Genomic DNA, 19,747 nt, shown 5'->3' on the forward strand with positions numbered 1-19,747 from the left:
CGGGTGCCCACGCCCGGCCTTTCCGCCCAGTTGCACATCATTCCGGGTGAGCCTTGCCATGTTCGCCGAACATCATTTTCTGCCGCTCGCCCTGATCAATCTTCTGGGTCTTGCCGGCATTCTCGTATGGCACATTCAGGGGCGCAATCGTCCGACCGGGCGCTTGATTGTGCAGATTCTGTTTTTCGCCACCATGAGCCTCGTGCTCGGCATGGGCAGAATATCGCCTTTCCAGCTCGACCAGGCCGAGCTTAAGGGCGCCGGCCTGTTGCTTGCCAAATCGGCGAGGATCCTCTGGTGGAGCCATCTTGCATGGACGATCATCGGCTTCCTGCACATCTATATCGGCCTCAACCACAGGCCGCGGGAGGCACATCTCCTGCAGGATCTGATCGTAGCCCTCGTTTATCTCGGCGTGGCGCTATCGATCATCGGCTTCGTCTTCGGCGCGCCAATAGGCCCGTTGGTCGCCACCTCGGGCGTGGTTGCCGTCATCATCGGCCTGGCGCTGCAGAATACGCTCGCCGACGTCTTTTCGGGGATCGCGCTCACGCTCGGACGGGCTTATGTCATCGGCGACTGGATCCGGCTCAGCGACGGCACGGAAGGGAGAGTCGCCGAAACCAACTGGCGCTCGACGAATCTGCTGACCGGCGCGCATAATGAGTTGGTGGTGCCCAACAGCGTCCTGGCGAAGCAAGGAGTAACCAACCTCAGCCGTCCTGACGAAACGCACTGGCTTGCGTTTGCCGTGCACATTGCCGCCACCCACGCGCCGTCCGTCGTTGAAGAGATCATGCTAGGCGTTCTGCGGAACAGCGAGCGAATCGTCAAGGTTCCGGCGCCGGCCATAGCGCTCAAAGCGATCGATGCGATGGCTATCGAGGTCGAGCTGCAGTTCTGCGTGGCGAGCCCGGCGACCCGAATGCCGGCCAAAAACGAGGTCATCGATCTCGTCTACCGCGGCTGCAAGGCGAACGGCCTTTCTCTGGCAATGCCGCCGGAGAGCCTGCTCTGGGGGCCAGCCGTTGCGGCTGGCGAGCCTGCAGCCAACCTCACCCCGCTCTCATCGCGCTATGCGCGCGCTTCAGATAATGAATGATCAGCCATGGACATCGAACCGAGGCGCAGGATCGAAGAGCTTGAGCAGCAACTACGCTCCGCAGCGGCCGAGAATGCCAGCCTGCAATCGGAGCTTGTCATTGCGCTGGAACGCCAGACTATCACCGCGCAAATTCTCAACGTCATCTCCATGTCGCGAACCGACGTGCAGCCCGTTTTCGACGTCATTTCTGAGAGCTCCCGGCGGCTGCTCGGCGGGCAAACGGCGCTTGTGACGCGCGTCGCAGGTGGTATGCTTCATCTGGCGGCATGCACGGCGGGAAGCCGGGCCAGCCACGAGGAGATCCGGGCTTCATTTCCTGCTCCGTTGGCATCTTCAGGGATCCACAGTCGAGCCGCAATGAACTCGACCATGGTGTTCCGCTCCGATATCGAAACCGAACCCGGCATCCCTCAAGCCGTCAAGGAGATGGCCCGCGCCAGGGGGTACCGAAGCATCATCGTGGTGCCCCTGCTTCGCGAGGGCATCGCTATTGGCACGATCGGTGTTTCGCGTGCCGAACCGGGCACCTTCACCGACAGCCAGATCAAACTCCTAAACACGTTCGCCGATCAGGCCGTAATCGCGATTGAGAACGCGCGGCTGTTCGAAGAAATCCAGTCGCGGACCACGCTGCTCGCCAAGTCTCTTGACGACCTGCGCGCCGTAAAGGATCGTCTGGTGCAGACTGAAAAACTCGCCTCGCTCGGCCAGCTCACAGCCGGCATCGCGCACGAAATCAAGAATCCGCTCAACTTCGTCAACAATTTCGCGGCGTTATCGGTCGAATTGACGGACGAGTTGAATGATGCGCTCGCGCCGGCCGCGCTCCCGGACGATATTCGCGACGAACTCGATGAACTGCGCGGACTGTTGAAGGACAATCTGCAAAAGATTGTGCAGCACGGCAAGCGAGCCGATTCCATCGTCAAGAACATGCTCTTGCATTCGCGCGGAGGCGGCGGCGAACACCGGCCAACGGACGTGAATACGCTGGTCGAAGAAAGTCTCAATCTCGCTTTTCATGGTGCGCGCGCCGATAAGCCGCAGTTCAACGTGACCCTCAAACGGGCATTCGATTCCGACGCCGGCGTCGCCGACGTGTTCCCGCAGGAGATCACACGCGTGCTGCTGAATCTGATGTCCAATGGATTCTACGCCGTAGCCAAGCGGAGCCGTGATGAAAGCCTCGGCTTTGAAGCCGAGCTCTGCGCCAGCACACGCAACCGTGGCGAACATGTCGAAATCCGCATCCGCGACAACGGCGGCGGCATTCCGCCAGAGGTTAGGGAGAAGATATTCAATCCATTCTTCACGACCAAGCCGCCTGGCGAAGGCACTGGCCTCGGGCTCTCCATGAGCTACGACATTATCGTGAAGCAACACGGCGGCACGATCGATGTCGAGACCGAGCCCGGTGCGTTTACCGAGTTCATCATCCTGCTGCCGCGCAAGCAATTTCGCACAATAGGAGAAGAGCCGTGACTCAATTGGTTCTCGTGGTGGACGACGAAGCCGACGTCGAAGTCTTGTTACGCCAGCAATTTCGCCGCGATCTTCGCGCCGGACGTTTTGTGATGGATTTTGCGGCCTCAGCAGCGCAGGCCCTGACCCGCATTGCCGACACTGGTGAGCAAACGCTGATTTTGATTTTTTCCGACATTAACATGCCTGGGATGACCGGTCTCGACATGCTGCCGGAAATGCGCGCACGAAGGCCGGATGTTCCAATCATCATGATCACCGCCTATGGAGATGCCGAGACACACAGGACTGCGCTGGATCGGGGCGCGGAGGGCATGCTGACCAAACCGATCGACCTCAGCCAGCTGCGGCAGGCCATCGAGGCGAGACTGGGACCGGCCGCATGACCGCAACTATTCTCGTGGTCGATGACGAGCCAGACTTGGAGACGCTTATTCTGCGGAAATTCCGAAAGCAAGTTCGCGACGGACGCATCAGTTTTGTGTTCGCGCGTGACGGTGTTGATGCGCTCCAGGCGATCGAGCAGCATCCCCATGTCGATCTTGTGGTCATGGACATCAATATGCCGCGCATGGATGGCCTCTCATTGTTGGCGAAACTGCAGGAGAGAGAGGACAAGAAATCGGCCATCATCGTCTCGGCCTACGGTGATATGAGTAATATACGGACCGCGATGAATCGCGGTGCGTTCGACTTCCTAACCAAACCGATCGATTTCGCGGATCTGGAAGCGACGATCCTGAAGACCATCCATCATGTCGAGGTCTTGCGCGAGGCACGCCGCCGCCAGGCGGAAGCGGAGCGCGCGCATGCGTCGCTGTCTCGCTATTTTTCGCCCGAACTTGCCAGGCGCCTTGCCGCTGGCGGTGATAACGATGACATGCAGGTACGCTGGCGCAACATCGCTGTGATCTTCACGGACATCACAGGCTTCACCTCGCTGGTCGAGACAGCCGTTCCCGAGGTGCTGGCGGAATTGCTCAACGAATATGTCGGCGGCCTTGCGGATGTCGTCTTCATGCATGAAGGAACCGTGGCCAAAGTGATCGGCGATGCGGTTCAGGTGCTGTTCAACGCACCTGACGACCAAGCCGACTATGCGGCCCGCGCGATCGCCTGCGCACAAGCACTCGACCAATGGGCAGAAGCGTTTCGCCTGCGCTGGAAACAGAAAGGCGTTGACTTCGGGACCACACGTATCGGCGTTCACGCAGGTCCCGCGCTGGTCGGCAATTTCGGCGGCGATCGCTTTTTCGATTTCACCGCCTACGGCGACACAATCAACACCGCCGCGAGGCTAGAAGCCGCAAACAAGGCGCTGGGCACGCGGATTTGCGTCAGCGACAGTGTCGCGAGCGGGGCAAAGAAATTCAGCGGGCGGCCGATCGGCGATCTTGTCCTGCGCGGACGCAGCGAGCCGTTGCGCGCCCACGAGCCCTTGTCGGCGGCGGAGTTCGATGCGCCGATCACGACGCAGTATCTGAAAGCCTTTGCCAAGCTCGAGCAGAACTGCGCCACGGCCATGCCGGCTTTCGCCGCGCTGGTTGGCATGCACTCCGATGATCCGCTCGCCAGCTATCATTTGAGGCGGCTGCTCAACGGCGCCACGGGCATCCGCATACAGGTGGGATGATCGAGCACTTGTAAGCGGTCTTCGCAGAATGCCCCTCATCCGGCTGCCGGCACCTTCTCCCCGAGGGTGGGAAGAAGGGACCCGTGGCAAGCGTCTCGACTGCCGTTAACACCGGCTTTCGCGGGGCATGTATCCGCTTCCCGCCGGTGCGATCTTCACCAGCTCGGGATAAGCGCACCTTTGAAGTGCTCTACGATGAAGGCCTTGATCTTGTCGTCATGGTAGGATTCCACGAGCGTCTTCACCCAGGGCGCATCCTTGTCTGCGCTACGCACCGCAATCACGTTGGCGTAGGGAGACTTCTCGCTTTCGATGGCGATGGCGTCTTCCTTCGGGTGGAGATCGGCCTCGAGCGCGTAATTGGTGTTGATCACGGCCGCGTCGACATCGGCCAGCGAGCGCGGCAGCTGGGCCGCATCGAGCTCGGCGAACTCGATGTTCTTCGGATTTTCCGTCACGTCGGCCGGGGTGACCTTCAGCCCGGCATCCGGATTGACCTTGATGAGGCCCTTCGATGCGAGAACCAGGAGCGCGCGGCCGCCATTGGTCGGATCGTTCGGGATGGCGATCGTGGCGCCGTCCTCCAGCTCATCGAGGCTCTTCACCTTGTTCGAATAAACGCCCATCGGCGTGGTGATGGTCAGGCCCACGCTGACGATGTCGAAGCCACGATCGGCGATCTGGTTGTCGAGATAGGGCTGGTGCTGGAAGGAATTGGCATTGAGGTCTCCGTCGGCGAGCGCCTGGTTCGGAACCACGTAGTCGGAGAATTCGAGGATTTCGATGTCGAGGCCCTTGGGGGCGGCGACTTCCTTCACCTTCTCCATGATCTCGGCATGCTCGCCCGGGGTCACGCCCACCTTGATGGTCTCTGCAAGCGCCGTACCGGCAGCCAGGGCGGCGAAGGCCGCCGCGAGAATGAGGTTTTTCATGGATGTCTCCTTGTTGCTGGTGGTGTGTTGGAAAGATCAGGTCTTGCGGCTGCGCTTGTCGAAGCGCCGCGCCATCCGGTCGCCGGCGCTCTGGACGAGCTGTACGAGTACGATGAGCACGACGACCACGACGAGCATCACGTCGGGCATGAAGCGCTGATAGCCGTAGCGGATGCCCAGATCGCCGAGACCGCCGCCGCCGACCGCGCCGACCATCGCCGAATAGCCGATGAGGCTGACGATGGTCATGGTGAGCGCCAGCGTCAGCGCCGGCCGCGATTCGGCGAGCAGGACCTTGAAGACGATCTGCATCGGGGTGGCGCCCATGGCGCGCGCCGCCTCGATCAGCCCCTTGTCGACGTCGCGGATCGCCGCCTCGACAAGGCGGGCGACGAAGGGAATGGTCGCAATCGTCAAGGGCACGATCGCCGCTTTGGTGCCGATGGAGGTACCGGTGATGAGGCGCGTCAACGGAATGATCGCCACGACGAGGATGATGAAGGGCGTCGACCGCGTCGCGTTCACCACAAGTCCCACCGCGCGGTTGAGATTGGGTGCGGGAAACAGCTCGCCCTTGCCGCTGGTCGCCAGAAAGATGCCGATCGGCAGCCCGATCAGCGACCCCACGAGGCCGGCGATCGCCACCATGTACATCGTGTCCAGCGTGGCGCTGCCTATGCGAAGCAGAAGATCAGGCGACATAGCCGAGCACCTCCGTGACCAGTCCGTTTTCGGCGAAGAAGCGCTCCGCCTTGCCCGAGGTTTCGGCATCGGCGCCATAGGCGACGACGAGCGAGCCATAGGGCTTGCCGCCGATCTCGTCGATCGTGCCGGCGATGATGTTGACCTCTGCACCGACCGACTGGATGAGCTGCGAGATCAGCGGGCGCTCCGCCGCTGCCCCGAAAAAGGTGAGGCGCACCACGACGCGATCGCCGCTTGCCGCCGCCGGCTTCAGGCCTCTGGCAACGGCTTCCGGCAGTTTCGAACCCGCCAGACCGGAAAGCAGCGCCCGCGTCGTCTCGTGCCTGGAATGCGTGAAGACATCGAAAGTGTGCCCTCGCTCGACGATCTCGCCCTTGTCGATCACTGCCACGTCGGAGGTAATCGCTTTCACGACCTCCATCTCGTGGGTGATGAGCAGAACGGTAAGGCCCAGCTCCGCATTGATCCGTCTGAGCAATTCCAGGATCGACTGCGTCGTTTCCGGGTCCAGCGCCGAGGTCGCCTCGTCCGAAAGCAACAGCTTGGGTTCGGTCGCAAGCGCCCGGGCGATGCCGATGCGCTGCTTCTGGCCGCCCGACAGTTCCGCCGGATAGCGCCCGTGCTTGTCGGCAAGACCGACGAGTTCGAGAAGCGGGCGCACACGCTGCTCGATCGCGCGCCGATCCATGCCGGCGATTTCGAGCGGCAGCGCGACATTGCCGAAGACGGTGCGCGAGGAAAGCAGGTTGAAATGCTGGAAGATCATGCCGACGGAGCGGCGGAGATCGCGCAGGCCCGCCTCGTCCAGCGCACCCACATCGACGCCATCGACGAACACCTTGCCGCTCGAAGGCTTTTCGAGGCCGTTCACCAGCCGGATCAACGTCGATTTGCCGGCGCCGGAACGGCCGATGATACCGGTGATCGAGCCGCGAGCGACCGTCAGGCTGACATTGTCGAGCGCAGTGAAGGCCGTATTTCCGCCGGAGGCGGCAAAGCGCTTGGACACGGCATCGAAGACGACCGCATCACCGGCCGATATCTCGGATCGAGGGAGTGTCATTGTCCGGTCGCCCCCGCAGGAGGGATCAAAACGATGGGAGGATACATGATGCTCTCGGATGTTCGAAACTCCGGTCCCTGCTAAATAGGGCCGGCACGGAAAAAATGTCGCCTCGTCAGACAAACATTCGGCAAGGCATTCGAAACGTGGAGCAACTCTCTATCATCGGCCAACCGGTCAGTTCAACGCCTCCTCGGCATGACTGCCACGCCGAGGAGCATGTGGATCTTATGGCGCGCGAGCGCGCCCTTTTACAGGTACGTTTTTCCGGAGCCCCAAAGTGCGACGCAAAAGTCTACTCTTTTTGTGCAGAACCGCCGTCCGCCCGCTCCGGCATCATCCCGGCTTGTGGTTGCCCCTCGGAAACCGTTCCGCCAGATCCTTATACCAGCGACCGCTTTTCTTGATCGTGCGGACCTGTGTCTCGTAATCGACGTGAACGATGCCGAAGCGCATCCGGTAGCCCTCCGCCCATTCGAAGTTATCCATCAGGCTCCAGGCGAAATAGCCCCGCATCGGATAACCCTTGGCAATGAGATCGGCGGTGACGGCGAGGTGGTCCGAGATGTAGTCGAGCCGAGGCTGATCGTCGACGGTGCCGTTCTCGACGCCCATATTGTAGCAGGCGCCATTTTCGGTGATGTAGCAATCGGGGAGCCTGTAGCGCGCATTGAGCGTCTCCACCAGGCTGCCCAAAGCCGGCGCATAGACTTCCCAGCCAATATCGGTCTTCACGTCGCTGACCGGTTTGGCATTGACGGTCGCCGGATATTCGGCGCCTTTCGCGGAGTCTGCCGAAACGCGCATCGGCGTATAATAGTTGAGCCCCCACCAATCGAGCGGCTGGGCGATCGTTGCCATGTCGCCGTCCTCGATCGCCGGCATGCGCTTGCCGAGCGCGGAGAGGAAACCCTCCGGATACTCGCCCTTGAAGATCGGATCGAAGAAGACGCCGTTGTGGAAATCGAAGGCGCGCTCTGCAGCGGCCTTGTCCTCGGCGCTGTCGCTGCCGGGATAGACCGAATGGGCATTGATGACGATGCCGACCGGCAGCTCCGGCCGTTCCGAGCGGATCGCCGCAACCCCCAAACCATGGGCGAGATTGGTGAAATGCAGTGCGGCAAGTCCTGCATCCATGTTGCGCTCGCCCGGTGCATGGACACCGTAGAGATGGCCGAGCCAGACGGAACACCACGGTTCGTTGAAGGTCGCGACCGCATCGAGACGATCGCCGAGACGCGCAATCACGGTCTTGGCGTAACGCTGATAGGCATAGGCGGTCGTGCGCGCCGTCCAGCCACCGTCGCCCATCAGCGCCAGCGGCAGGTCCCAGTGATAGAGGGTTGCAAACGCCTTGATGCCACGCGCTTTCAGGCCGTCGACGAGGCGGTCGTAAAAGTCGAGCCCCTTCTCGTTGATCGGCCCCGTGCCCTCCGGTACGATCCGCGGCCAGGCGATCGAGAAGCGGTAGGCCTCGACGCCGAGGCCGCTGATGAGGTCCAGATCCTGCTCCAGCCGGTTGTAATGGTCGCAGGCGACGTCCCCGTTGTGGCGCCCGTAAACGCGCCCCGGCATATTGGAGAAGGCGTCCCAGATGGAGGCTTTGCGCCCGTCCGCCTTGCTGGCTCCCTCGATCTGGAAGGATGCGGTCGCAACGCCGAAGACAAAGTCGCCGGGAAAACGCTCTGCCAGTTTCTTGGCTTCGATCATCGTTTGAGCCTCATCGTCTGCGCAGCCGGACCGAAGGCATGGCTGCGTTCGGGTCAATGGTAAGGCGGGCCATGGTAGTCTCGCCCTCGTCTGTGGATGTGGCCTAAGGCCGCGGTGGCAAATGTCAATGAAAAAGGGCGAGGTATCCCCGCCCTTCCCTGAACATTTCCATTTTTCACCGAGTCGCGGAAATGCTCCGGCTTACATGGTTCAGACCTTGATCCAGGCGCCGTTGCGCTCCGAGGAACGCACGCAGGCATCGACGAAGGTCATGCCCTTCATGCCATCGTCTATCGTCGGATAGATGACGGAAGTATCCGCCTTCCCGCCGTTGCGCTTGGCATAGATCGCCCGTGCCGCTTCCGTATAGATATTGGCGAAGCCTTCGAGATAGCCCTCGGGGTGGCCGGACGGAATGCGCGATACGCGTGCCGCCGCCGGCGAAGCGCCGGCGCCTGCGCGCGTCAACAGACGCTTCGGCTCGCCGAAGGGCGTGTACCAGAGGTAATTCGGATCCTTCTGCGTCCATTCGAGACCGCCCTTGGTACCGTAGACGCGCACCATCAGGCCGTTCTCGTGGCCGGGCGCCACCTGGCTGCACCACAGCATCCCCTTGGCGCGCGTTCCGTCCTTTTCCCTGAAGCGCATCAGCACATGCGCGTTGTCGTCGAGCTGCCGCCCGCCAACGAAGCTGTCGAGATCGGCGGAGAGCTCCTCGAGTTCGAGGCCGGAAACGAAGCATCCGAGATTATAGGCATGCGTGCCGATGTCGCCGGTCGAGCCGCCGGCGCCGGAGCGCGCCGGATCGGTGCGCCAGGCGGCCTGCTTCTGGCCGGACTGCTCGATATTCTCGGTCAGCCAGTCCTGCGGATATTCCATCTGCACGAGGCGGACGGCGCCGATGTCGCCATTTTCGACCATTTCGCGCGCCTGGCGCACCATCGGATAGCCGGTATAGTTGTGCGTCAGCACGAAGAGCGCATCGCTTTCGTCGGCCGCCTTCTTGAGCTTCTTCGCATCGGCGAGCGTCGACGTCAGCGGCTTGTCGCAGATGACATGGATGCCGCGCTTCAGGAATTCCTTGGCAGCAGCATAGTGAACATGGTTCGGGGTGACGATCGCCACCGCCTCGATGCCGTTCTTCAGCTTCGCCTCACGGATCGCCATTTCCTTGAAATCCGAATAGACGCGCGATGGGTCGAGCCCGAGCTCGCGGCCCGAAGCCTCGGCCTTTTCCGGTGTCGACGAGAGCGCGCCGGCGACAAGCTCGTAGTGATCGTCGAGCCGGGCGGCGATCCGATGCACCGCGCCGATAAAGGCGCCCGAGCCCCCGCCCACCATTCCGAGCCGAATGCGCTTCTGACGCGTTTCCGTACTGCTTCCCTCGATAGCCATTCTGTTTCCTCTTCTGAAGTGTTTGGCGTGGAACTGCCCCTCATCCCGCTGCCGCGACCGTCTCCCCGCAGGCGGGGAGAAGGACTCGTGGCGACGCCTCCTTTTGTCAGGACCGCGGGGCAAGTCCCCTCTCCCCGCTTGCGGGGAGAGGGTCAGGGTGAGGGTCAGACAGTGAGATCACGAACTAGATTCCCAGCATCCGCCGGTTCGCCGCCTCGTCGGTGCCGCTGTCGGCGAAATCGTCGAAGGCCTTTTCGGTGACGCGGATGATATGCGCCTTCACGAACTCGGAGCCTTCACGCGCGCCGTCTTCCGGATGTTTCAGGCAGCATTCCCACTCGACGACGGCCCAGCCGGCAAAATCATTGGCGGCCATCTTCGAGAAGACGGCCCCGAAATCCACCTGACCGTCGCCGAGCGAGCGGAAGCGGCCGGCACGGTTCACCCAGCTTTGATAGCCGCCATAGACGCCCTGGCGTCCGGTCGGGTTGAACTCCGCGTCCTTGACGTGGAACATCCGGATGCGGTCCTTGTAGATGTCGATATTCTCGAGATAGTCGAGGCACTGCAGCACATAGTGCGACGGGTCGTAGAGCATGCAGGCGCGGGCATGGTTGCCGGTGCGCTCCAGGAACATCTCGTAGGTGATGCCGTCGTGCAGGTCCTCGCCCGGATGGATCTCGTAGCACACGTCGACGCCGCAATCCTCCGCATGGTCGAGGATCGGCTTCCAACGCCGCGCGAGCTCGTCGAAGGCGGTCTCCACCAGGCCCGCCGGGCGCTGCGGCCACGGATAGACGAAGGGCCAGGCGAGTGCGCCGGAAAAGCTTGCCATCGCATCGAGGCCGAGGTTCTTCGAGGCGGTCAGCGCCAGCTTCACCTGCTCGACCGCCCACTCCTGGCGCGCGCGGGGATTGCCGCGCACTTGCGGAACGGCGAAACCGTCGAAAGCCTCGTCATAGGCGGGATGCGCCGCAACGAGCTGGCCCTGGAGGTGGGTCGAAAGCTCGGTGATCTCGACGCCGTTGTCGCGGGCCTTGCCGGCGACCTCGTCGCAATAGGTCTTCGATTCGGCAGCCTTCTTCAGGTCGAAGAGCCGGCCGTCCCAACTCGGGACCTGCACGCCCTTATAGCCGCAATCGGCTGCCCATTTGGTGATCGAATCCCAGGAATTGAAGGGTGCGGCATCGCCGGCGAATTGCGCAAGAAACAGCCCCGGTCCTTTGATCGTCTTCATACAACTTCCTCCCAGATAGAGCGGTGTCCGATGTGCCGGCACTACGGCCGACCGTTGACTTCGAGTGCTTCCGGCCCGCGAATTCGCAGAAGCTGATACACCTGCAACGTTGCAGGAGCCAGAAGCTAGCAGATTCTTCGCGAGGGGCAATCGGCTTGTGCCCCCCTCGCGAAAAAGGATCTCCGTGCCCGTCAGACGTAGCGATTGACCACGTTTTCCAGAAGCTCCTGCCTGCCGGATTTCGGCTGCGGGTTGACGTCGGCCTTCCGCACCCAGGCCTCGATCTCCTCGAGCGAGAAGCCGCCGTCGAGCATCTTCTTTGCCTCCGGCACGTTCCAGCCGGCATAGCGCGCTTCGAGCGGTGCGGAGAGCGCCTTGTCCTCGATCATCTTCGCGGCCGCCTTCAGGCCGCGCGCGCAGCAATCCATGCCGCCGATATGGCCGATCAGCAGATCTTCGGGGTCGATCGACTGGCGGCGCAGCTTCGCGTCGAAGTTCGTGCCACCGGTCTTGAAGCCGCCGCCCGCAAGCACGTGGTAATAGGCGAGCGCCATTTCCGGCACGTTGTTCGGGAACTGGTCGGTGTCCCAGCCGGACTGGTAGTCGTTGCGGTTCATATCGATCGAACCGAAGATGCCGAGCGCATTGGCCAGCGCCAGCTCGTGCTCGAAGGAATGTCCGGCAAGGATCGCGTGGCCCTGCTCGATGTTGACCTTCACCTCGTTTTCGAGGCCGTATCGCTTGAGAAAGCCGTAGACGGTTGCGACGTCGTAGTCGTACTGGTGCTTGGTCGGCTCCTGCGGCTTCGGCTCGATCAGGATCGTGCCTTTGAAGCCGATCCTGTGTTTGTATTCGACGACCAGATTGAGGAAGCGGCCGAGTTGATCGAGCTCGCGCTTCAGGTCGGTGTTGAGCAGGGTCTCATAACCCTCGCGTCCGCCCCAGAGCACATAGTTCTCGCCGCCCAGCCGCTGCGTCGCGTCGATGCAGGTCTTCACCGTCGCGGCGGCAAAGGCGAAGACGTCCGGGTCCGGGTTCGTCGCAGCCCCGGCCATGAAGCGGCGGTTGGAAAAGAGGTTCGCCGTGCCCCACAACAGCTTGACGCCGGTCTCTTCCTGCTTCCCGGCGAAATAATCGACGATCTCGTTGAGATTGCTCGTGTTCTCGGCGAAGTTCCGCCCCTCCGGGCGCACGTCCGCGTCGTGGAAGCAGTAGTAGGGTACGCCGAGAAGCTGGAAGAATTCGAAGGCGACATCCGCCTTCAGCTTGGCGGCATCCATCGAATCCTTGAACCAGGGGCGTTCGAAGGTCTGCCCGCCGAAGGGATCGCCGCCCGGCCAGACGAAGGTGTGCCAGTAGGCGACGGCGAAGCGCAGATGATCCTCCATCCGCTTGCCGAGGACGACGTCCTCCGGATTGTAATGGCGGAAGGCGAGCGGATTGGTGCTTTCCGGTCCCTCGTATTTGATCTTGGCGATATCGCCGAAAAATCCCGTGCTCACGACAGTCTCCTCTCATGGATTGTGAATTGGCGGCACCGTTCGCGACGGAGCCGGCTATCGGGTGGAAGGCAGGTGGTGGATGCGCCGAAACTGCTCACAGCGCCGCTTCCTTTATCGCCGGATAGAGCCGGCGATAGCGCTGGTAAGCATCTTCATAGGCGGGCACGAGCGATGCCTCCGGCGCGATCGTTTCCGCCGTCTCGGGTGCGGTGCAGACCGCGGCCGGGTCAGCTCCGGTGGCGGCGATCAGGCCGAGCCGCGCCGCGCCGAAAGCAGCGCCGAAATCGCCGTCCGCGGGCAGGTCGACCGGCAGGTTCAGTGCGGTCGCGATCGAGCTCAGCCAATAACGCGAGCGCGAACCGCCGCCGATCGCCGTGACCCGCGTGAGCTTCGTGCCGGCCGCGCGCAATGCCTCGAGACTGTCGCGGATCGCGAAGGAAACGCCTTCGAGCACCGCCTGCGTCAGCACCGCCCGGGAGCTCTCGTGCCCGAGGCCGGCGAAGACGCCGCGGATCGCCGCGTCGTTGTGCGGCGTGCGCTCGCCGGAGAGATAGGGAAGAAACGTAACCGAGCCCGGCGCCTTGAGGCTCTCGCCGAGTTCATTGGCGAGTTCCGCAGCACTCCGGCCGGTGATGCCGGAATGCCAGTTCAGCGCGTCCGTCGCCGAGAGGATCACGCCCATCTGGTGCCAAGTGTTGGGCAATGCGTGGCAGAAGGCGTGGACCGCGCTCTCCGGGTTGGGGAGATAGCTTGCATTGGCCGCGAAAAGGACGCCGGACGTGCCGAGCGAGACGAAGGCCTGCCCCTCCCCGACGGTCCCCATGCCGCAGGCCGAGGCTGCGTTGTCGCCCGCACCGCCGGCGACCACGACGCCAGGCCCCATCCCCCAACGCGCGGCGAGCTCCGGCCGCAGCGTGCCGGCTACATCGGTACCCTCGACGAGTTCGGGCATCTGCCTCTCCTCGAGCTGCGTAGCGGCAAGCAGGCTCGCCGACCACTTGCGCTTGCCCGTATCGAGCCATGACGTGCCGGCCGAATCGGACATTTCCGACATGTGCTCGCCGGTCAGCCAGAGGCGCAGGTAATCCTTCGGGAGCAGCACCCAGCGAATCCTGGCGAACAGCTCCGGCTCGTTTTCACGCACCCAGGCGAGCTTCGGTGCGGTGAAGCCCGGAAAGACGATATTGCCGGTCAGCGCCCGAAACTGCGGATCGCCGTCGAGCGCTGCCGCCTCGCGGAAGCTGCGGGTGTCGTTCCACAATATGCACGGCCGCAGGACCGCATCGCCTTCGTCGAGCAATGTCGCACCGTGCATCTGGCCGGAAAGGCCGATGCCGCGGACGGCGGCAAGCGCTTGCGGATGCGTTTCCCTCAATCGGGCGATCGCCTCCTCGGCGGCACGGATCCAGTCGGCCGGATCCTGTTCCGACCAGCCGGGATGCGGCCGGTCGACGTCGAGCGCGCCGCTGGCGGAGCCGATGATCCGCTGCTCGCCGTCCATCAGCATGGCCTTGACGCCGGACGTGCCGAGATCCAGTCCGAGATACATGGTGCCCTCCTATTCCTGCTCGAGCGGCAGGTTGTCCTTCAGGAAAATATCGATGCGGATGCGCTCCTGCGCCGCGATGACCGGCAGCCCGTCCGCCTTTGCTTTCAGCACCCGGATGGCGCTCCTGACCTCGTGACCCGCATTCTGGTTGAGCAGCGCGTCGATCGTGCCGGAAAGAAGCCCGGCGCGGCTGTGCGGCGTCAACTCATGCGCGATCGTGCAAACGGCCCTTCCTTTGCCCGCCTTTTCGAGCGCCGCGACAAGGCCGCGGTTTCCGGCACCGAGGCTGTAGATGCCGGCAAGATCGGGATGCTGCCCGAGAAGTGCGCCGACGAGCGTCTCGACACGCGACGGATTGTCCTGCCCCTCGATCACCGGCAGTATCCGGCGCGAGGGGAAATCCTCGCTCATAACGGCCTGGAAACCCTCCAGCCGATCGCGGTGGTCGCGTACCAGCATGGAGCCGGCAAGCACCGCGACCGGTCCTTCGCCGCCGAGAAACCGGCCCATCAGGCTGCCGGCGGTGCGGCCCGCGGCGACATTGTCGACGCCGGCGAAATGGTCGCGCCCCGACCCCGGCAGATCGGAAACCAGCGTAACGACGGCAATGCCGTCTTCGCGGAGCCGCTTTACCGCCTCCGTCACGTCCGGCGCGTCGACGGCAACCACCGCGACACCCGCCGGCCGGCGCTTACGCGCCTCGAGCAGCGCGGCGGCGAGCGCCGCTGCGTCGAAGGCTGGAACGGAGAGGATGGTGATATCCAGCCGCTCTGTCGCGGAACGCGACATTGCCGAGCGAACCTCCGCCTCGAGACCGCGCATGAAGGAGTTTTCGCCGGCGGGCAGGATGAAGACCAGAGGATAGCTGCGGCTCTTCGCAAGATTGGCAGCGGCGACGTCGCGAACATAGCCGAGCGTGGCGATCGCCCGTTCCACCCGCTCGCGCGTGACGCTTCTCACGCCCGGACGATTGTTCAACACCCGGTCGACGGTGGCGAGGCTGACGCCCGCCTCGGCGGCGATATCGTGAACTGTCGGTCGCATCTCTTCCTCCCGGCAAACCCATTAGAGGAATTTTTGATGTACGTAAATCAGAAAACTCCGGGCGGGCGATCGAATGGACGAGTTCCGGAATGTCGCTTCAGTCGAAACGCCTGCTGAAGGCCTGCGTGAACACGACGTGGCCATGCTCGCCCTCGGCCTCGCCGAAGGCTACATCCATGAAGCTGCCGGTCACGCGCACGACCGCGAAACCGCCGAGAAAGGCCGCCTTGGGCTTGAAGACGTCGATCCCGCCGACCCTGTAGGCCATGACGCGGTCATGCTCGTGCCCATGGAAGAGGCCGACGACGTTGTAACCCTGCAAATGGTCGAGCAATGCCTGGCGCTCGTCGGCGCTCCACCAATGCGGCTCGCCCTCCCCCTTGTCGTCGAAGGTCTTTGCCGCCGGATCCCAGGCCTCGGTCGAAAACGCGTCCCAGCCATAATGCTGGAAGAGGACGACCGGCCGGCCATCGGCGGCACGGGAGGAGAGATCGCTCTTGAGCCACGGCAATCCGCTCACCGCGCCCTTGTTCTCGTCGCCTCCGAAACGCTGCAGGTGTACGAGATGAAGACCGCCCCAGTCCCAGGAATAGCTGTCCGATAGCGGATCGTAATTCGCGACCGGCACCGGCGGCTTGTAGAAAACGGTTTGACGATGGGTAAGCTCGACATAGTCCCGCAGCTCCCGGCGATACCAGTCGGCATTCGGCGGCGGCCCGTCCTGGTCGAGATCATGGTTTCCAAGGCCGACATAAACGGGAATGTGGATATGGTGCGGGCCCGGCGCCTGCTCGTATCGGCTCTGGAACTGCTGTAATTGCCGCCCTTCGCGGGGCTGGCGAACCTGGCCGCCGCCGTCGTCGGTGATGTCGCCGCCGAGCACCAGACCGAGCGGACGCGAAATCCTCGTGCCCGCACTGGCAAGGCCGCTCGGCTTCCCTGCAACGGCATGCGGCCAGTGCTGTGCCGTCAATGCGTTCAGCGCGGCGATGTGGCGCAAGAGGCTGGCGTCGGTCTTGCCCTCCGCTTCACAGTTCGGCGCCAAGCCGTCCGTCGAAACGAGGCAGGCATGGATATCCGCGGCAAAGAGAAAGGTCACGTCAACCGGAGGGCCGGCCGCCCTCGCAGGTCTGCCGCCGACGGTCATCGAGAGACCGAATCCGACCGCACCGGCGAGGAACATCCGCCGCGAAGGCCGTAGGCAAGGATGATCGTTCATGCGCCGCCCGCGCGTTGCTCCGCGCGCCCTCCGACAGCTTCGACGAGACGGGATATTGCAGCGAACTCGAAACCGCGTAAAGCGCTGGAGCGGAATAAAGGCAGCCACCCGCGGCATCGGCGCCCTGTGGATCACGTCGATCTTGGGCGGGTCGACCTAAGATCATGAACGTGATCGATTCCAACAGGTAGAGCGGGACGCGGGCGGAAAACCGCGCACACTTTTCCTCATTCCCGCTCTAATGCCCGCCGCCTCCTGGGCCGGCGCCTTGTGGCTTGGCGATCATCAGGACGCCGGCGATCATCGACAGGAACAGGACGGTGAGCAATACGAACACGTCGATGAAGGACATGATCGCCGCCTGCTGCTGGACCATCGCCGCCAGTTGCTTGACCGCAGCCGTGGTTCCGTCGAGGCCATGCGCAGTGAAGGTCGTGGCGATGTTACGCATCCGTTCGACGGCCTCCGGGTTGCCCCATTCCACGTGCTCGGCGAGCCGGGCGTAGTGGAAATCCTGGCGTTGCGTGAGGATCGTGTTGATGACCGCCAGCCCGACCGCGCCACCGAGGTTACGCGTCAGGTTGTAGAGTCCCGACGCATTGCGGATGCGCGCCGGCGGCAGGGTGCCGAGCGCGATATTGTTGATCGGCACCATGCAGAGCATCAGCGAGCAGCCGCGCAGGATCTGCGGAACGAGCAGCTCCCAGAAATCCCAGTCGGCGGTCATCTGGCTCATCAGCCAGGTGCCCGCGGCAAAGCCGGCAAAGCCGATGGTCATCATTGCCCGCGGATCCATTCGCCCGGCGAGGAAACCCGCAACCGGCGCGGTCAGGAACATGGCTAGACCCGAGACGAACATGGTTTCGCCGATCATCAGGGAGTCGTAGCCGCGGATACGTCCGAGATAGAGCGGATAGAGATAGGTGAGCCCGTAAAGGCCGATCCCCATGACGAAGGAGAAGAGCGAGCCGAAGGTAAAGTTGCGGTTGGCGAAGGCCTTGAGATCGACGACCGGGAAATCGACCTTGAACGCCCGATAGAAGAAGACGGCGGCGGCGACCGTGGCGGCGACGGCACCCATGACGATGTGCTCGTCGTTGAACCAGTCATTGGCATTGCCTTCCTCCAGCACGTATTCGAGCGAGCCGAGAAAAACCGCCATGGAGAGAAGTCCCCACCAGTCGAACTTCTTGATCAATCCGAGTTCCGGCTTGTCGAAATCGATGAAGATCCAGGTGACCGTCGCGACGATGATGCCGGGAATGACGTTGACGAGGAACAGCCAGTGCCAGGAAAAGGCATGGCTCAGATAGCCGCCGACCGTGGGGCCGATGGTCGGCGCAAGCGTCGCGATGAGCCCGATGATGGGCGAGACGACGTTGCGCTTCGACGGCGGGAAGATGGTGAAGGCTGCGGCAAAGACCGACGGGATCATGCCGCCGCCGATAAATCCCTGAATCGCCCGGTAAACGATCATCTGTTCGATGTTGGTGGCCGTGGCGGCAAGAGCGCTGGCGGCCGTGAAGCCGGCCGCAGCCACGGAGAAGAGCACCCGCGTCGAGACGATGCGGGCAAGCGTGCCCGAGAGCGGGATCATGATGACTTCCGCGATCAGATAGGCGGTCTGCACCCAGCCGATCTCGTCAGATCCGGCCGACAGGCCCGCCTGGATCTCGGCGAGCGAGGCGGAGACGATCTGGATGTCGAGGATCGCCATGAACATTCCGACGACCATCGCGAAAAAGGCGATGAGCCGCCGCGGGTCCATATGCTCCTCGGCCTTGGTTAGGCTCGGCGCAGCCGCGCCCGCTGTTGCTGTTGCGGCCATTTCCGCCACTCCTCGGGCCTTGAGCCCTTTACTTCGCGGCCGCGACCTTCGACTGTTCCGGTGCGGTGCGGGTATCGACGTCGACCACGACGCTCAGCCCCGCGCGCAGGTGCCCTTCCGCCAGCACGTCGGCCGGCAGCGTGATGCGCACCGGAACGCGCTGGATGACCTTGGTGAAGTTGCCGGTCGCGTTTTCCGCCGGCAGCAGCGAAAAGACGGAGCCGGACGCCGGCGAGATCGATGCGACGGTGCCTTCGATCGGATGATCCTCATAGGCGTCGACATGGATCTGGACCTTGGAACCCGGCACCAGATGCGCGATCTGCGTTTCCTTGAAGTTGGCGTCTATATAGAGCTCATCCGTCGGAACGAGCGCGGCCAGCCGCTGGCCCGCCGAAACGAGATCGCCGACCTGAACCGCCACATTGCCTATCACGCCGTCATAGGGAGCCTTCAGCACCGTGAAGGCCAGGTCCCTGTTTGCCTTGTCGCGGGTAAGCTCTAGAGAGCGGATAGTGCTTTCCGCTTCCATCCGCTGAGCTTGGAGCACGGTGATGTTGGACTTGGCCGCAGCAATGTTCGCCTCCGCGCCGGCGAGGTTCGCGCGAGCCTGATCGAGTGCGACCTGTGCGCTGTCGAGGGAAGCGTCGGTGCCGAAGGACTTCGACTGCAGCTCGCTGGCGCGTTTCTGGGCCAGTTCCGCGCCACGTACCGTTGCCTCGAGCGCCTTCTTCTGCGCTTCGGTTTGAGTAAGGCTCGCCTTGGCGCCGGCGATCTGCGCATCGAAGCGGTCGAGCGCAAGCTTCTGCGTGGCGATCTGCGCCTCTGCCTGTTCGGCCGCGATACGATAATCGCCGTCGTCGAGCGTCACGAGGGGATCTCCGGCCTTTACATGCTGGTTGGCGACGACGTCGACCTTGGCGACATAGCCGGACACCTTGGGCGAGATGGTCGCGATGTCCCCTTCTATGTAAGCGTCGTCGGTCGAGACCAGGAAACGGCCGTTGGTCCACCAGTCATAGCCGTACCAGCCGGCGGCACCGAGGAGCACGAGACCCAGCACCGGAAGGATTTTGCGCCGCTTCTTCGGGGGCGCAGCGCTTTCGGTCCCGGTTTGCTCTGCGGCTGCAGCGTCGGTTCCGAGCCCCTTGGCCTCGGCCTTCTGGGTATCCATTTCGAAATCGTCGCCTACGGGACGAACACGGGCAGCACTGGAAGAGCTGGAAGCGGACATGGGCCACCGATCTGGTTTGGAATTGAACTGAACCGTTCGGTTCGATGACGCTTGACATAATGCCTTTCGCACCGCATATCAAGAGCAAATCGAACCGGTCGGTTCGATT

At 63.0% G+C, this 19,747-nt stretch carries 16 protein-coding genes; 4 read left to right on the forward strand and 12 right to left on the reverse strand.

All coding sequences use genetic code 11. The annotated features are described in order from the left end of the window. The first annotated feature begins 58 nt into the window (after positions 1 to 58). The 4 genes from CN933_RS20445 to CN933_RS20460 are packed head-to-tail and all read left to right on the forward strand — an operon-like array spanning position 59 to position 4,220. On the forward strand, positions 59 to 1,102 hold the full coding sequence (locus CN933_RS20445) for a mechanosensitive ion channel family protein (RefSeq protein WP_018096686.1): 1,044 nt from the start codon (positions 59 to 61) through the stop codon (positions 1,100 to 1,102). A 6-nt stretch (positions 1,103 to 1,108) separates the two neighbouring features. After that, the gene (locus CN933_RS20450) at positions 1,109 to 2,587 is read left to right on the forward strand and encodes a sensor histidine kinase (RefSeq protein ID WP_018096685.1); all 1,479 of its coding nucleotides are present in this window, start codon (positions 1,109 to 1,111) and stop codon (positions 2,585 to 2,587) included. After that, positions 2,584 to 2,973, forward strand: coding sequence for a response regulator (locus CN933_RS20455; protein WP_026168783.1), 390 nt, complete (start codon positions 2,584 to 2,586; stop codon positions 2,971 to 2,973). The genes CN933_RS20450 and CN933_RS20455 overlap by 4 nt, the downstream gene beginning before the upstream one ends. Beyond that, on the forward strand, positions 2,970 to 4,220 hold the full coding sequence (locus tag CN933_RS20460; RefSeq protein ID WP_018096683.1) for an adenylate/guanylate cyclase domain-containing protein: 1,251 nt from the start codon (positions 2,970 to 2,972) through the stop codon (positions 4,218 to 4,220). The genes CN933_RS20455 and CN933_RS20460 overlap by 4 nt, the downstream gene beginning before the upstream one ends. A gap of 155 nt (positions 4,221 to 4,375) precedes the next feature. Here the strand turns inward: CN933_RS20460 and CN933_RS20470 are convergent, their stop codons facing one another. From CN933_RS20470 to CN933_RS20525, 12 genes are all read right to left on the reverse strand, one after another. Then, entirely contained in the window at positions 4,376 to 5,152 is a 777-nt protein-coding gene (locus CN933_RS20470; protein WP_018096682.1) for a MetQ/NlpA family ABC transporter substrate-binding protein, read from the reverse strand. A 36-nt stretch (positions 5,153 to 5,188) separates the two neighbouring features. Then, positions 5,189 to 5,854: a methionine ABC transporter permease gene (locus tag CN933_RS20475; RefSeq protein ID WP_018096681.1), complete on the reverse strand. Its 666-nt coding sequence runs from the start codon at positions 5,852 to 5,854 to the stop codon at positions 5,189 to 5,191. Next, complete coding sequence (locus CN933_RS20480; RefSeq protein WP_018096680.1) at positions 5,844 to 6,920, reverse strand: methionine ABC transporter ATP-binding protein; 1,077 nt, start codon at positions 6,918 to 6,920, stop codon at positions 5,844 to 5,846. Before CN933_RS20480 ends, CN933_RS20475 begins: the two co-directional genes overlap by 11 nt. Before the next feature lie 336 nt (positions 6,921 to 7,256). Next, positions 7,257 to 8,630 (reverse strand): GH1 family beta-glucosidase, encoded by a 1,374-nt coding sequence (locus CN933_RS20485; RefSeq protein WP_018096679.1) that lies wholly within the window; start codon positions 8,628 to 8,630, stop codon positions 7,257 to 7,259. Positions 8,631 to 8,840: 210 nt separating this feature from the next. Continuing rightward, positions 8,841 to 10,025 (reverse strand): Gfo/Idh/MocA family protein, encoded by a 1,185-nt coding sequence (locus CN933_RS20490; RefSeq protein ID WP_018096678.1) that lies wholly within the window; start codon positions 10,023 to 10,025, stop codon positions 8,841 to 8,843. 184 nt (positions 10,026 to 10,209) lie between these two features. Next, positions 10,210 to 11,262, reverse strand: coding sequence for a sugar phosphate isomerase/epimerase family protein (locus CN933_RS20495; RefSeq protein ID WP_018096677.1), 1,053 nt, complete (start codon positions 11,260 to 11,262; stop codon positions 10,210 to 10,212). 191 nt (positions 11,263 to 11,453) lie between these two features. Beyond that, positions 11,454 to 12,764 carry a xylose isomerase gene (gene xylA, locus CN933_RS20500; protein ID WP_018096676.1) on the reverse strand — a complete coding sequence of 437 codons (1,311 nt, stop codon included), beginning with the start codon at positions 12,762 to 12,764 and terminating at the stop codon, positions 11,454 to 11,456. A gap of 94 nt (positions 12,765 to 12,858) precedes the next feature. After that, positions 12,859 to 14,313: a xylulokinase gene (xylB, locus tag CN933_RS20505; protein ID WP_018096675.1), complete on the reverse strand. Its 1,455-nt coding sequence runs from the start codon at positions 14,311 to 14,313 to the stop codon at positions 12,859 to 12,861. A gap of 9 nt (positions 14,314 to 14,322) precedes the next feature. Beyond that, positions 14,323 to 15,357 carry a LacI family DNA-binding transcriptional regulator gene (locus CN933_RS20510; RefSeq protein WP_018096674.1) on the reverse strand — a complete coding sequence of 345 codons (1,035 nt, stop codon included), beginning with the start codon at positions 15,355 to 15,357 and terminating at the stop codon, positions 14,323 to 14,325. 97 nt (positions 15,358 to 15,454) lie between these two features. After that, complete coding sequence (locus tag CN933_RS20515) at positions 15,455 to 16,540, reverse strand: metallophosphoesterase (protein ID WP_102762221.1); 1,086 nt, start codon at positions 16,538 to 16,540, stop codon at positions 15,455 to 15,457. Positions 16,541 to 16,814: 274 nt separating this feature from the next. Then, positions 16,815 to 18,404: a DHA2 family efflux MFS transporter permease subunit gene (locus CN933_RS20520; RefSeq protein ID WP_018096672.1), complete on the reverse strand. Its 1,590-nt coding sequence runs from the start codon at positions 18,402 to 18,404 to the stop codon at positions 16,815 to 16,817. 28 nt (positions 18,405 to 18,432) lie between these two features. After that, positions 18,433 to 19,638: an HlyD family secretion protein gene (locus CN933_RS20525; protein WP_018096671.1), complete on the reverse strand. Its 1,206-nt coding sequence runs from the start codon at positions 19,636 to 19,638 to the stop codon at positions 18,433 to 18,435. Positions 19,639 to 19,747 lie beyond the last annotated feature (109 nt).

This window comes from Sinorhizobium sp. M4_45, from assembly GCF_002885915.1.
Classification (GTDB): Bacteria; Pseudomonadota; Alphaproteobacteria; order Rhizobiales; family Rhizobiaceae; genus Sinorhizobium; species Sinorhizobium meliloti_A.

Coding starts and splice junctions, on each gene's coding strand:
- CN933_RS20445 (WP_018096686.1), top strand. CDS start 59: ATGTTCGCCGAACATCATTTTCTGCCGCTCGCCCTGATCAATCTTCTG.
- CN933_RS20450 (WP_018096685.1), top strand. CDS start 1,109: ATGGACATCGAACCGAGGCGCAGGATCGAAGAGCTTGAGCAGCAACTA.
- CN933_RS20460 (WP_018096683.1), top strand. CDS start 2,970: ATGACCGCAACTATTCTCGTGGTCGATGACGAGCCAGACTTGGAGACG.
- CN933_RS20470 (WP_018096682.1), bottom strand. CDS start 5,152: ATGAAAAACCTCATTCTCGCGGCGGCCTTCGCCGCCCTGGCTGCCGGT.
- CN933_RS20475 (WP_018096681.1), bottom strand. CDS start 5,854: ATGTCGCCTGATCTTCTGCTTCGCATAGGCAGCGCCACGCTGGACACG.
- CN933_RS20480 (WP_018096680.1), bottom strand. CDS start 6,920: ATGACACTCCCTCGATCCGAGATATCGGCCGGTGATGCGGTCGTCTTC.
- CN933_RS20485 (WP_018096679.1), bottom strand. CDS start 8,630: ATGATCGAAGCCAAGAAACTGGCAGAGCGTTTTCCCGGCGACTTTGTC.
- CN933_RS20490 (WP_018096678.1), bottom strand. CDS start 10,025: ATGGCTATCGAGGGAAGCAGTACGGAAACGCGTCAGAAGCGCATTCGG.
- CN933_RS20495 (WP_018096677.1), bottom strand. CDS start 11,262: ATGAAGACGATCAAAGGACCGGGGCTGTTTCTTGCGCAATTCGCCGGC.
- xylB (WP_018096675.1), bottom strand. CDS start 14,313: ATGTATCTCGGACTGGATCTCGGCACGTCCGGCGTCAAGGCCATGCTG.
- CN933_RS20510 (WP_018096674.1), bottom strand. CDS start 15,357: ATGCGACCGACAGTTCACGATATCGCCGCCGAGGCGGGCGTCAGCCTC.
- CN933_RS20515 (WP_102762221.1), bottom strand. CDS start 16,540: ATGTTCCTCGCCGGTGCGGTCGGATTCGGTCTCTCGATGACCGTCGGC.
- CN933_RS20520 (WP_018096672.1), bottom strand. CDS start 18,404: ATGGCCGCAACAGCAACAGCGGGCGCGGCTGCGCCGAGCCTAACCAAG.
- CN933_RS20525 (WP_018096671.1), bottom strand. CDS start 19,638: ATGTCCGCTTCCAGCTCTTCCAGTGCTGCCCGTGTTCGTCCCGTAGGC.